10 protein-coding genes and 2 tRNA genes are annotated in these 12,615 nt (G+C 64.0%); 3 read left to right on the forward strand and 9 right to left on the reverse strand.

Translation table 11 applies throughout. The annotated features are described in order from the left end of the window. Positions 1-86: 86 nt before the first annotated feature. A complete protein-coding gene (locus ABIB45_RS01315) occupies positions 87-893 on the forward strand; it encodes a hypothetical protein (protein ID WP_354214096.1) in 807 nt (268 codons plus the stop codon). Positions 894-963: 70 nt separating this feature from the next. Next, on the forward strand, positions 964-1,770 hold the full coding sequence (locus tag ABIB45_RS01320; protein ID WP_354214097.1) for a transglutaminase-like domain-containing protein: 807 nt from the start codon (positions 964-966) through the stop codon (positions 1,768-1,770). Positions 1,771-1,795: 25 nt separating this feature from the next. On the opposite strand, the gene ABIB45_RS01325 is transcribed toward ABIB45_RS01320, so the two are convergent. From ABIB45_RS01325 to bcp, 8 genes are all read right to left on the reverse strand, one after another. Then, entirely contained in the window at positions 1,796-2,266 is a 471-nt protein-coding gene (locus ABIB45_RS01325; RefSeq protein WP_354214099.1) for a MarR family winged helix-turn-helix transcriptional regulator, read from the reverse strand. Further along, positions 2,266-3,375 carry an LLM class flavin-dependent oxidoreductase gene (locus ABIB45_RS01330; RefSeq protein ID WP_354214100.1) on the reverse strand — a complete coding sequence of 370 codons (1,110 nt, stop codon included), beginning with the start codon at positions 3,373-3,375 and terminating at the stop codon, positions 2,266-2,268. Before ABIB45_RS01330 ends, ABIB45_RS01325 begins: the two co-directional genes overlap by 1 nt. Positions 3,376-3,488: 113 nt before the next feature. After that, a complete protein-coding gene (locus ABIB45_RS01335) occupies positions 3,489-6,710 on the reverse strand; it encodes an efflux RND transporter permease subunit (RefSeq protein ID WP_354214102.1) in 3,222 nt (1,073 codons plus the stop codon). Between the two features lie 66 nt (positions 6,711-6,776). Continuing rightward, positions 6,777-8,279 carry a malate:quinone oxidoreductase gene (locus ABIB45_RS01340; protein ID WP_354214104.1) on the reverse strand — a complete coding sequence of 501 codons (1,503 nt, stop codon included), beginning with the start codon at positions 8,277-8,279 and terminating at the stop codon, positions 6,777-6,779. Between the two features lie 79 nt (positions 8,280-8,358). After that, complete coding sequence (locus ABIB45_RS01345; protein WP_502909083.1) at positions 8,359-10,032, reverse strand: ABC transporter substrate-binding protein; 1,674 nt, start codon at positions 10,030-10,032, stop codon at positions 8,359-8,361. Between the two features lie 159 nt (positions 10,033-10,191). Next, the gene (locus ABIB45_RS01350; protein ID WP_354214105.1) at positions 10,192-10,863 is read right to left on the reverse strand and encodes a fasciclin domain-containing protein; all 672 of its coding nucleotides are present in this window, start codon (positions 10,861-10,863) and stop codon (positions 10,192-10,194) included. 218 nt (positions 10,864-11,081) lie between these two features. Then, positions 11,082-11,163: transfer RNA gene (locus tag ABIB45_RS01355), tRNA-Leu, on the reverse strand. Positions 11,164-11,321: 158 nt separating this feature from the next. Next, positions 11,322-11,795, reverse strand: a complete 474-nt coding sequence (gene bcp / locus ABIB45_RS01360) for a thioredoxin-dependent thiol peroxidase (protein WP_354214107.1) — start codon at positions 11,793-11,795, stop codon at positions 11,322-11,324. Between the two features lie 96 nt (positions 11,796-11,891). On the opposite strand from bcp, the gene ABIB45_RS01365 reads away from it, so the two are divergent. After that, positions 11,892-12,347 (forward strand): MarR family winged helix-turn-helix transcriptional regulator, encoded by a 456-nt coding sequence (locus ABIB45_RS01365; RefSeq protein ID WP_354214414.1) that lies wholly within the window; start codon positions 11,892-11,894, stop codon positions 12,345-12,347. 141 nt (positions 12,348-12,488) lie between these two features. Here ABIB45_RS01365 and ABIB45_RS01370 read toward each other — a convergent pair. Then, positions 12,489-12,564, reverse strand: a tRNA-Lys gene (locus ABIB45_RS01370). Positions 12,565-12,615: the final 51 nt, after the last annotated feature.

The raw sequence follows: 12,615 nt of genomic DNA on the forward strand, positions 1-12,615 counted from the left end.
GCCTAACCCTTGGCCGGGGGGAACCTCCGACGGCGACACGCGGCGCCGGCCCCCGCCGCGCCGCCGTCCGCAGCTAGGCTGGCTGCATGACAAGCACGGCGACATCCTGGGGACTGCGGACCGCGGCGCTTCTGATGGCGGGCGCCCTGGTGGCCGGGTGCAGCAGTGCCCCTGGCGGCAGCGGCACTGCGTGGACTGCGGAGCCCGGCACTTCCACCGGCACCGGCGCGCCCACGTCCGGCGCCAGCGCACCGGCGTCGGGTCCCGCGGCTACGCCTAGTGGATCGCCCTCCACAACTTCCGGGCCGGCCGCGACAGCATCAGCCTGGAAAACCTTTACCGACCCCGGGAAGACAGTCGGTTTTGACCTGCCCGAAGAATGGATCGCCCAGTCCGTCACCCCCGGGGAGGGGACGCTGCCGGGTGCGCTGAAGATCGAGGTGAAAAAGCAGGACGGCACGTTTGTGGCTGCACTGCGGACGGGCCTGCCGCCGTCGGAGTCCGTCTGCCCGGACGCCGGGAAAAAGCCCTACCTCGTCATCAGCAGCGTGCCGGTGAAGCTTCCCGGACTGATGGGCGAAGGTACCATCGCGCCGCATGCTGTGTTCCGTGTGATCCAGGGCTACCGGTACTTCGGTTCGTACGGCATCACCAACATTGTGGGCGGATCGGACGGACAGGCCTGCGAGCTGCGCAACGTGGTCCGCGGGCCCGCCGGCAAAGGGGACTACTCGTTCGGGGACGTCGGGGTCCTGAAAGTATTCGCTGCGGACGAAAAGGTGGCCCCGGCCAGGGCGTTTGACACCCTGGACCAGGCGGCAAAGTACGTTGACGAGAGCTCGGACTTCGCGAACGTGCAGCGGATGCTAATGTCTCTGGAGATCAAAAACTAGTCCGCCGCCGGCTCCATCCCACGCCGGGCCAGGGCGGCTGTTCTGCCACTACCTCACACCCCGGAGAGACATGGAACGCACTGTTGCCGCACGCATGGTTTTTAGGAACGTGGCCGACACCAAGGCAGCCTTGGCCATCGCCGTAGCCAAAAATTCCGGCTACACATCGTTTGAAGAATCTTTGACAGTCACGGCCGGCGGGGATCCGGTTCCGGTGCGTGAACTTGCCGACCATCACGGTGGCCGCCTCCACTATATGGAGTTCGCCGAGCCCGCCGAAGTGACAGTGGAGTACTCTGCGACTGTGGCGGGCAAGGCAGTACCTGAGGAGGTCACACTGGCGGACCTCATCCGCTATGTCCGCCCGAGCCGCTACGCCGAATCCGACAGGCTCCTTCCCACCGCCTACGCCGAATTTGGCGGCCTGCACGGTGTGGAACTGCTCCAGGCCGTGCGGAGCTGGGTCTACGGCGAGTTGAGGTACATCAGTGGTTCCTCCCGGGGCACGGACGGTGCCGTGGAGACGCTCCTGCACCGTCGTGGCGTGTGCCGGGACTTCGCGCATCTGGCCATCGCGCTCCTCCGCTCAAAGGACATCCCGGCACGGCTGAGCGCCGTCTACGCGCCGGGGCTGTCGCCGATGGATTTCCACGCCGTAGCAGAGGCCCACGTCAATGGTGCATGGCATGTCATCGACCCCACGGGGCTGGCCCCGCGGGAGTCGATGCTGCGGATTACGGCCGGCCGGGACTCGGCCGACACCGCGTTCCTGTCCACCGTGGGCGGCCGCCTGACCCTCAACGAGCTTCGCGTCACCGCTGTGGTTAACGGCACGCTGCCGTCCGAGGATCCTGCCCGGCTGGTGGTCCTGGGCTAGCTTTGCTCTGCAGCCCTGCGGCCAGTCACTTTCCGGGCCGGGCGCTCACGGCATTGCGGAGCTTGTCAGTCAGCCGCTGCAGCTCCTTTTGCTCGGCAGCTGTCAGTGCGGGCCCCACCAGGCTGGAGATGTCCCGTACGTGCTCACGGCCGATCTCCTTCTGGAGCGCGGCGCCTTGCTCGGTCAGCTTTAGGAGCACACCACGGCCGTCGTCCGGGGCGGGCTGCCGGACCACGAGTCCGCGCTTTTCGAGCCGCTCGACCAGCCGGCTCAGGCTCGACTGGCTCAGCAGGACGTGGTCATTGAGTTCGTTGAGCCGCAGCCAGCCGGACGTGCACCGGGAGAGCGTGAACAGGACGTCGTACTCGGTGATGGCCACATTCTTGAAGGCCTTGCCTGCCTGGAGTTTCCGCATGACCGCAACCTGGGCCCGGAACAAGGATTCCCAGGTTTCCGCCGCCAGCCGGCTCCGAGCCTCCTTATCTTCGCCAGCCATCACGCCTCCGAAGAAGCTTTGTCGCTGGCCCGGGATGCCATGAGGGCAGCAACGCGGCCAGCGTGGGTGGGAGGATCCGGCACGTGGGCAGGCTTCAGCGCGGCGTACTCCTTCCGCAGGACCGGGAGGACTTCCTCGCCGAACAGATCGAGCTGCTCCAGGACAGTCTTCAGCGGCATGCCCGCGTGATCGATCAGGAACAGCTGGCGCTGGTAGTCGCCGAAGTACTCGCGGAACGCCAGGGTCTTTTCGATGACTTCCTGCGGGCTGCCCACGGTGAGGGGCGTCTGTGACGTGAAGTCCTCCAGCGACGGGCCGTGGCCGTAAACGGGAGCGTTGTCGAAGTAGGGCCGAAATTCCTTGACGGCATCCTGGGAGTTCTTGCGCATGAAGAATTGACCGCCGAGGCCCACGATGGCCTGGTCCGCTTTTCCGTGGCCGTAGTGCTCGTAGCGCTCACGGTAAAGGCTGATCAGCTGCTGGTAGTGCTCCTTGGGCCAGAAGATGTTGTTCGCAAAGAAGCCGTCGCCGTAGTACGCGGCCACTTCGGCGATCTGCGGCGTGCGGATGGAACCGTGCCACACGAAGGGGGCAACGCCGTCGAGCGGCCGGGGAGTGGAGGTGAAGTTCTGCAGCGGGGTGCGGAACTTGCCGGACCAGTTGACAGTGTCCTCGTCCCACAGCCGGCGCAGCAGGCTGTAGTTCTCAATGGCCAGTTCCACGCCGTCATGGATGTTCTTGCCGAACCAGGGATACACAGGAGTCGTATTGCCGCGGCCAAGTACCAAATCCACACGGCCGTCGGCCAGGTGCTGCAGCATGGCGAAATCTTCGGCGATCTTGACGGGATCGTTGGTGGTGATCAACGTGGTTGCCGTCGAGAGGGTGATCCGCTCAGTCTGCGCGGCGATATACGAGAGGGTGGTGGTGGGGGAGGAGGAGAAGAATGGGCGGTTGTGGTGCTCGCCGATGGCGTAGACATCCATGCCGATTTCTTCGACCTTCTTGGCGATCGCTACGGACGCCTTGATGCGTTCATTCTCCGTGGGCGTCCGGCCGGTGGTGGGGTCAGTGGTGATGTCGCTGACGCTGAATACGCCGATCTGCATGGTGGGCCTTCCGATCCTGGACTTCTCTGGGGTGGCTCCTACTATAGCTGATTTTCATGCATTTGCATGTATCGCAGGGTAAAACGCCTCGCGGGCGAGAATATTCCAGGACGCTACTCGGGCTCGCCAGGCCCCGCGCGGCGGCCGCTTACTTTGGGAATCGCACCGGTAGTCCAGTCGCTGAACTCGGCGTCGACGTCGTTCGCGGCCGCAAACTCCGGGCGCCCCTGCATGGCACGGAGCAGCGCTTTGCGTTCCCGCCGCCCCTCCACAAGCCGGTACAGCACGGGTACCAGCACCAGCGTCAGGGCGGTGGAGGAAACCAGGCCGCCGATCACCACCACTGCCAGCGGCTGGGAGATGAAGCCGCCGCCCCCGGTCAGGCCCAGCGCCATGGGCGTCAGGGCGAATACGGTGGCCAGGGCGGTCATCAGAATGGGGCGGAGCCGCTGCCTCGCGCCATGCGTGATGGCGTCCGCCACCCTCATCCCCGGCAGGCCGTTGCGGGGCTGCCGGTATTGGTTGATGAGGTCGATGAGCACAATCGCGTTGGTGACCACGATTCCCACGAGCATCAGCATGCCGATCAGGGACGGCAGGCCGAGGGGAACGCCGGTGGCCAGCAACAGGGCAACGGCCCCGGTGGCCGCAAACGGGACGGAGACCAGCAGGATCAGGGGCTGAATCAGGGACTTGAAGGTTGCCACCATGATGACGTAGACAATAGCGATGGCCGCGAGGAGGGCAAGGCCCAGCTGCTGGAAGGATTCTGCCTGCTGGGTGGTGGCACCGCCGATTTCCGCGGTGACTCCCGCGGGGAGGGTGACTTCCGTGAGGCGTTTCTGCACCTCAGTGTTCACCGCGCCAAGGTTGGAGCCCGACGGCGTGACTGACACTTTCGCGGTCCGCTGGCCGTTGCTGGCGGTGATGGATACTGGCACTTCCACCTGCTCCACGGTGGCGATGCTGCCCAGGGTCACCGGTCTGGCCGCAGCCGGCAAAGCGATACTGCGCACCGCATCGATGCTGGTGAACCGGGTTCCTTTGCCGATCTGGACGGGGAAGTCGTTGGTGTCGATCCGGACTGTCCCGGCCGGAATGGGGCTGATCGTGGCAGCCAGGACACCGGCCACCTGTTTCTCGTTGAGTCCTGCGGCGGCGGTCTTGTCCCGGTCCACCTTGACCTGGACCACCGGCTGGCGGCCCGCTAGGTTGGTTGCCACTTCACTGGTTTCCGGCACGCCGGTCATGGCGCCCACCATGGCGTCGCTGGCTGTGCGGAGGTCCTCGGAGCTTGCTGCCTTGATGGTGATGTCCACGGTGGAGGACGTCCCGAAGCCGCCCTGCTGGGAGCCGACAGTGACCTTCCCGGAACCGGGCATGTTGCCCAGATCCGTTCGTACGGTTTCCTGGAGCTTGGCCTGGTTCACTTTCTCGTCGGTCACCACGGTGAACGTGGAGTTGGAGGAGCCGGAGGAGGTCAGGGCGGCAAAGCCCGCCTGGGCGTTGCCGGAGGTCACCTGGACATTCTTGACGCCCTCGATGCCGCGGAGGACTTCCTCAAGCCTTACCGCGGCCGAGCTGGTGTCGGCCAGGCTTGTCCCCGCCGGCATCACCTGGCGGACGGTCATGCTGTTCTGGCCGGAATCGCCGAGGAGGTTGGTGGCCAGCAGTGGCGTCATGGCGCCCGTGCCGCCGAGGACCAGCAAGGCGGCGACGAGGGTCCACACCGGATGCTTCTGGGTCTTGCTGAGAATCGGCAGGTACGCGCGTTGGAGCGGACTCTTCTGTTCGGACTCGTGTGCCTTGGCCCGGGCGGCGGCAGCCGCTTCGCGGGCAGCGGCAGATCCGGGCGCGGCGACGGCCGGACTCTTGAGGAACCAGTAGGCGAGGACCGGGACAATGGTCAACGAAACCAGCAGGGATGCCAGCAGCGCCATGGTGACCGTCAGTGCGAAGGGGCGGAACAGTTCGCCGGCCAGCTCGCCCACAAAGGCGATGGGGAGGAAGACCGCCACGGTGGTCAGCGTCGAAGCGGTGATGGCGCCGGCCACTTCCCGGATGGCGGTGAGGATGGCGGCGACTTTCTCCTCACCGTAGCTGAGGTGGCGTTTGATGTTCTCGATTACCACAATCGAGTCGTCCACCACGCGCCCAATCGCGATGGTGAGCCCGCCAAGGGTCAGGATGTTCAGCGAGTAGCCCGTCGCCGAAAGACCGATGAAGGTCACCAGGAGCGAGAGCGGAATGGACACCGCTGTCACCAGGGTGGAGCGGGCGGACATCAGGAACACCAGGATGACGGCGACGGCAAAGCCCAGCCCGAGGAGCCCCTCTGTGGTGAGGTCCTTGATGGACTTTTCGATGAAGGGCGCCTGGTCAAACACGGCGGTGAACTTAGCGTTGGACCCCAGTTCCGCCTCGAGCTCGTCCAGCGAATCGTTCACGGCGTGGGAGATGCCCACAGTGTCGCCCTCGGGCTTCTTGGTGACCGACACCGCCAGCGTTTCCTCGCCGTTGGTCCGGGTGATGGAGGTGCGTTCATTGTCCTGCAGGCTGACGTCCGCCACTGAACCGATCGTGGCACCCTTGGCTGCCCCGCCCAACGGCAGCGACTTGATGGTATCGAGGGAGTCCACCGGGCTGCCGATCTGCAGGGACAGGGTCTTGCCCTGTTCCTCGATCGTGCCGGCCGGGATCAGCGCGCCGTTGTTGCCCAGCGTGTTCCGGATGGATTCGATGGTGGCGCCGCTGGCAGCCATCGCTTCCGGCCGCGGGAGGACCTCGATGTGCTGGGTGGGCCCGCCGGTCACATCGGCGCCGCGGACGCCGTCGATCTTCTGGAGCCGGGGAACAGACAGTCGCTGAAGGTCCGCGTTCAGTTCGCTGAGCGGCCTGTCCGAGGACACGGCGAGGAACACGATGGGGAAGTCGCTGATGCTCCCGGCGAAAGCCTGCGGCTGCACATCCGCCGGCAGGGAACGCTTGGCGTTGGAGATGGCCCGGTCGATCTGGTTTCGGGCACGGTCAAGGTTCGTCCCGTAGGCGAAGACCATGGTGATCTGAGAGGTGCCGTTGCGCGACGTCGAAGACGTGGACTTCAGACCCTCAACCCCGTTCAGGGCTGTCTCCAGCGGCGCGCTGACCTGCTTGTCCACAACTTCCGGCGAGGCGCCGGGCATGGCAGTCAGCACGGTGATCTGCGGGAACTCGATGGAGGGAATGAGTTCCTGCTTCAGCGATGACATGGTGATCACGCCGAACACCGATGCGAAGACGGTGATCAGCGCGATCAGCGCCCGGTTTGCCAATGAAAGTTGTGCCAGCCGGAACATCGCGTGGTCTCCTGAGGGGTTGTCGGAGTGCTGGGACCGGACCTGCCCGCCAGGGCCGGCGATGCGTCAGTTGTTGGCGGGAACGTTTTCCAGCCGGAGTGCCTTGGCGGTTGCGGCTTCGAGCTCGGCAGCCAGGCCCGGGTTGTCGTCGAGCTTCACGCCGTAACCGGGCATCATATCCTTGAGCTTGCCCTGCCAGCCCTTGAAGTCCTTGGGGAACGCCCTTTGCAGTAGTTCGATCATGATCGGCACCGCTGTGGAGGCCCCGGGCGAGGCACCGAGGAGGGCGCCGATCGAGCCGTCGCGGCCGGCGATGACTTCAGTCCCGAACTGCAACACCCCGCCCTTCTTCGGATCCTTCTTGATGATCTGTACACGTTGGCCGGCAGCGATCAGTTCCCAGTCGCCGTCCTTGGCCTCGGGGTAGTACTCGCGGAGCGCCTCAACTTTGTCGCCATGGCGCTTGGCCACCTCTTTGACGAGGTAGGCCGTCAGGTCCATGTTGTCCTTGGCAACGGCAAGCATCGGAATGATGTTGCTGGGACGGATGGACAGCGGCAGGTCCAGGTACGAGCCGTTCTTCAGGAAGTTGGTGGAGAAGCCGGCGTAAGGGCCGAACAGGAGGGAGCGCTTGCCGTTCACGTAACGGGTGTCCAGGTGCGGCACGGACATGGGCGGGGCGCCTACGGAGGCCTGGCCATAGACCTTGGCGCTGTGCTGTGCCGCGAGAGCCTCGTCGGTGCAGCGGAAGAACTGGCCGGACACGGGGAACCCGCCGTAGCCCTTACTCTCCGGGATCCCGGAAGCCTGGAGGAGGTGAAGCGCGCCGCCGCCGGCACCGACAAATACAAACTTGGCGTGGATCGTGCCGCGTTCCCCGGAAGTCGGATGCTTCAGCGAGAGGTCCCAGCCGCCGTCGGACGCCTTTGAAATGCCGGTCACGTCGTGGCCGTAGTTTACTTCGACGCCGTTGTTCCCGAGGTACGTGGTCAGCTCACGGGTCAGTGCCCCAAAGTCGACGTCGGTGCCTTCCGCTGCGCGCGTGGCGGCGATGGGCTGCTTCGGGTCGCGGCCCTTGACGATCAGCGGCGCCCACTTGGCGATCTGCGCGTGGTCCTCGGAGTACTCCATGCTGTGGAACAGCGTGTGGGACTTGAGCGCTTCGTAGCGGGTCTTGAGGAACTTGGAGTTGTTGTCACCGATCACAAAACTCATGTGCGGGACGGTGTTGATGAAGCCCTTCGGCGAGCCGATCAGCTGCTGTTGAACCAAATGCGACCAGAACTGCCGCGACAGCTGGAACTGTTCGTTGATCAGCAGGGCCTTGGCAGGGTTCACCGAGCCGTCTTTGGCCGCAGGGGAGTAGTTGAGCTCGCACAGCGCGGCGTGGCCTGTTCCGGCGTTGTTCCAGGGATCGGAGCTTTCCAGCCCCGGCTGGTCAAGGCGTTCGAACAGGGAAATGGTCCAGTTCGGCTCGAGCTGCTTGATGAACGCCCCAAGGGTGGCGCTCATGATGCCGCCGCCAATCAGTACGACGTCGGCATGTTGGGTCTTTGATATGAAGGTCACAATCAGTCTCCGATAGCAGCGGCTCTGGCTGTCAAAGAATATCCCCGCACGGCCCACTAACTGAAATTGGTCCCTCCCGTCAAGGCCTTAACACGACCTTGGTGAAAACTTCACTCAGCACCGGGGACGCCGGGTAGCTGCTGACACGGTCGGACAATGCAAGGGCCGAGATGGGGAAGGCGATGGGAACGGCCGGGACCGTGGCAGCGATCTGGGTGTTGATGGTGTGGTACTGCTCGTCACGTTCCCTTCCGGCGGGCAGGCCGCGGGCCCGGTTGATCTTGGAGAAGACCTGCGGGTCCTGGTAGCCGAACTCACCGTTCTTTTCGCCGAACAGGGGTCCCACAAAGTTTTCGGCGTCAGAGTAGGCGCCGTTCCAGCCGAGCAGGTGCAGCGCATGCTCGCCGCGGGACTGGACTTTCTGGAGGTAGCCGTCAGACCAGTTGACGGGGACAGGCTTGATGTTAAACCCGACGGCGGTCAGTTGCCGGCTGAGCTCTGCGTAGATCTTCTCCGGCGTGGGGAGGTACGGGCGGGTGGCGTTGAGCGGGTAGTAGAACTTGAGTTCTTCCCCCATGTAGCCCGCCTCGGCAAGGTAGGCCTTCGCTTTAACCGGATCGTGGCCCAACGCTGGGGCTACGTTGTTGAAGCCGCTGATCTTGGGCGGGACGAATTGTGTGGCCTTCGCCGTGTTGTCGATGAAGAACTTCCGGATCAGGGTGTCTTTGTCGATCGCCAGCTCAAGGGCTTGGCGGATCTTGAGGTTCTGCAGGATCGGGACTTCCTGGTTGATCCCCAGGTACATGACCGAGAACGGGTCGCGCTGGACAATCTGCATCCCCCGTTTGACGAGCTGATCGAAGTTGCCTACCGTGACGGCGTCGTATCCGTCGATCCTGCCGTCGAGGAGGGCCTGGAGCCGCGTCTGGGGGTGGTCGTACGTGACGAAATTGATGCTGGCGATCTGTCCTCGGTCACCCCAGTAGTCCTTGTGGCTGAGCAGGCGGACGGTGGTTTCGTCCCAGGCCGCCAGGCTGAAGGGTCCGGTTCCCACTGGGTTGGTGGCGAAGGCGGAGACGGAGTTGCTGTGCCGTGTCTGGTTCAGGACATCCGCGGTGCCTGCGGCCAGGGCTGCGGGCGAAGCAATGGCAAAGGCCGGCATGGTGAGTGCCTGGAGGAACGCGGTGAAAGGCTGGGTGAGGTCGATCCGGACGGTATCAGGGGATAGCGTGGTGCAGCTCTTGAAAATGGACAGGGCGGCGTCGTCGGAATGCGCCTTGAACACGCTCTTGAAGGAAATCCCCGGCGCCTTGGCCCGGAGGTCAGCGGAGAAAGCGAACCAGCGGTTGAAGTTGTGGCACACGGCATCTGCGTCAAACGGTGTGCCGTCCTGGAACGTGACGCCGCTGCGGAGCTTGAAGGTGTAGCTGCGGCCTTCGTTGGATTCGGTCCACTCCGTTGCCAGTAGCGGGGTGGGTTTGCCGGTGGTCTGATCCACGCCCACGAGGCCTTCGAGGATCTGCCGGGTAATCCGGTAGCTTTCAACGTCGCTGGAGAGCGCCGGGTCCAGTCCCAGGGGCTGGGATGCTGTACCGAATGTGAATGTTTCGGTGGGCTCCAACCCGGTAGGAGACGTTGAAGGGGAGGTTGCCGAAGGTGACGGCGGGGGAGTGCCGGTACAGGCGGTCAGGCCTAACGCCATAAAGACGGCGCCGGTCTTGATGACCGTTCGCCGCGAAGTACTGCTGGGCACTCGTGTATCACCTCTGGGCTGTTCCTGGCCGGCACCGCCGACTGCGGGCCAGGGACACAGTCTAATTGACCAGCCTTGGGGTTCCCTGTTATCCCACGGAGGGTCGTGTGCACATGACAGCGGCCCGTTCCTGTCGGAACGGGCCGCCTTGATGCTGGATTACTTGGGCATCAGCACCGAGTCGATGAGGTAGACCGTGGCGTTTTTGGTCTTCACGCCGCCGCAGATGACGTTGGCGCCATCAACCATGAGGGCATCCTTGCTGCCGGTCACCGTGACAGAGCCGCCTTGGACGGTGGCGTGGGTGCCGGCGATCTTGTCAGGCGTGATTTGGCCGGGAACCACGTGGTAGGTCAGGATCTTGCTCAGGAGGGCGTCGTCGGTCTTGAGTGTCTCAATGGTGGCTGCATCGAGCTTGGCAAACGCGTCGTCCACCGGGGCGAAGACCGTGAATTCGGCTCCGTTGAGAGTGTCCACCAGGTTAACCTTCGGGTTCAGCTTGCCGGAGACGGCGGCCGTGAGAGTGGTGAGGATGGGGTTGTTGGATGCCGCGACTGCTACCGGGTCAAGTGCCATGCCGGCCACCGAACCTGCACCCGTCGGGACCTTTGCGGCGTAGCCGGCGCAGCCCGGACCCACGAGGTTCGCTGCGGGATCCATGGTTTTTGCACTGGCGGACGGCGACGGAGCCATACTGGAGGCCGACGGCGCGGCGGCGGGAGCGGAGGAGCTCGGGGTTGTTGTTGCTGATCCACCGCAAGCCGTGAGGCTTAGCAGGGCTGCAGCAGCTACGCCTGCGACGGTGAAGGATGTGCGCTTGAATGACTGCATTTCGGTTCTCCTTGTTTGTGCCGATTTCTTGCCTGCTGCAGACGTGGCGCTGCTTGTGGCTTTTCCGACTATCGGGCACCTGCCCTTGGCTGGTGTCTCATGGGGTATTCGGGCGGAGTGCCGAAATGGATGGGTGGATTGAAAATACTTTTTTGCGCCGCTGATTTTGGGTTAACGGCAGAGATCCCGGGCCGTGGGGCCCGGGATCTCTGTTTGTGTGCGCAAGGGGGGACTTGAACCCCCACGCCCGAAGGCACAGGAACCTAAATCCTGCGTGTCTGCCAATTTCACCACTCGCGCTTTGGCGTCCGGCGTCATTTCCGCTCCCCGCCAGCTGACTGGACGGGAATAAAAAACATACGGCGGCGGATGCCAGGTTCCATTGTAGCCTCGGGCGGGGGAGGATCCTGTCAGTCCTTGCCGCCTTGGGTCCTGCGTCCCCTGGAGGCGCGTCAGTGCTACGCGTCCAGTTTGAGGTCGCGCCGCAGCTTTGCCACGTGCCCGGTGGCCCGGACGTTGTACTGGGCCAACGCCACTTTGCCGTCGGGATCAATCACGATGGTGGAACGGATCAGTCCTTCGTAGGCCCGTCCGTAGTTCTTCTTTGCACCCCAGGCCCCATAGGCCTCCGCCACGGCATGGTCCTCGTCTGAAAGCACGGGGAAGCTGAGATCTTCCTCGGCGGCAAAGGCGGCAAGCTTTGGAACGGAATCGGGCGAGATCCCCAGCACGCGGTAGCCGGCCGACTTAAACGACGCCAGGTTGTCCCGGAAGTCGCACGCCTGTTTGGTGCAGCCGGGCGTGGAAGCAGCGGGGTAGAAATAGACGACGGTGCTCGCGCCGCTGCCCGAGGCCAGGCTCACGTCCTGACCGGTCGAATCCTTCAGGGTGAAACCGGGCGCCACGGCGCCGGTCAAGAGTTTGTCAGCCAATGTTGGTCTCCTCGTTGCAGGCGGGAAATACCACTCTAGTAAGCATCCAGAACGGGTGCGAACCGGGCCTTGGCTATACTTGCATGTATGCCTGACATGGATCGCTGGCCCACAGGGCGCTTATTGTCCACCGCGGCGCGCCTCGTGGAACACTCCTGGAACGAGAAACTCAGCGCCATTGGCCTGACACACGCCGGCGTTATCGCCATCGAAGTGCTCGCAGCCCAGGGCCCCATGACCCAGGCCCAGTTGGCCCAGTTTGTGCGGGTCCAGGCCCAGACCATGGGAAAGACGCTGACCCGGCTGGAGTCGCACGGACACATCGCCCGCGTGCGCAGCACCTCTGACCGCCGCAGCCAGGTGGTTTCCCTCACCGACAGCGGCCGGGAAGCAGCAGTTGCTGCTGTGGAAATGGAGCGCTCGGTGCTGGCCGCGGCAACCATCGATCCCGATCTCCTGCGACAGGAACTTCAGGCTGTTGTCAGCGAGCTTGCCCGCCAGTTCGTATCGCCGGCTACCCGTGCCTTGGTGGACGGCGCCCCCCTCGGCTAAAACTGGATTCCGGAATATCCCACGGCATCACAGCTGCGTGTCTGCGGCGGTGGTGCCGGATTTATTTGGTCCTGAAGTCCTGGATGTTAAACAAAGACAGCCTCTGGCAGCGTTTCCGCCTGCCAGAGGCTGTTTTCCCCTTGGTGCACCCCCCGGGACTTGAACCCGGAACCCATTGATTAAGAGTCAATTGCTCTGCCAATTGAGCTAGAGGTGCATCTCTGTGCGGCGATCCCCGGGGCTTTTTCTTTCCCGGTTGTTCTCCGCA

This window comes from Arthrobacter sp. UYCo732, assembly GCF_040547265.1.
Lineage (GTDB): Bacteria > Actinomycetota > Actinomycetes > Actinomycetales > Micrococcaceae > Arthrobacter.

Bases quoted from the DNA above. Each gene is read 5' to 3' on its own strand.
- ABIB45_RS01315 (WP_354214096.1), top strand. From the start codon at position 87: ATGACAAGCACGGCGACATCCTGGGGACTGCGGACCGCGGCGCTTCTG.
- ABIB45_RS01320 (WP_354214097.1), top strand. From the start codon at position 964: ATGGAACGCACTGTTGCCGCACGCATGGTTTTTAGGAACGTGGCCGAC.
- ABIB45_RS01325 (WP_354214099.1), bottom strand. From the start codon at position 2,266: ATGGCTGGCGAAGATAAGGAGGCTCGGAGCCGGCTGGCGGCGGAAACC.
- ABIB45_RS01330 (WP_354214100.1), bottom strand. From the start codon at position 3,375: ATGCAGATCGGCGTATTCAGCGTCAGCGACATCACCACTGACCCCACC.
- ABIB45_RS01335 (WP_354214102.1), bottom strand. From the start codon at position 6,710: ATGTTCCGGCTGGCACAACTTTCATTGGCAAACCGGGCGCTGATCGCG.
- ABIB45_RS01350 (WP_354214105.1), bottom strand. From the start codon at position 10,863: ATGCAGTCATTCAAGCGCACATCCTTCACCGTCGCAGGCGTAGCTGCT.
- ABIB45_RS01365 (WP_354214414.1), top strand. From the start codon at position 11,892: ATGGATCGCTGGCCCACAGGGCGCTTATTGTCCACCGCGGCGCGCCTC.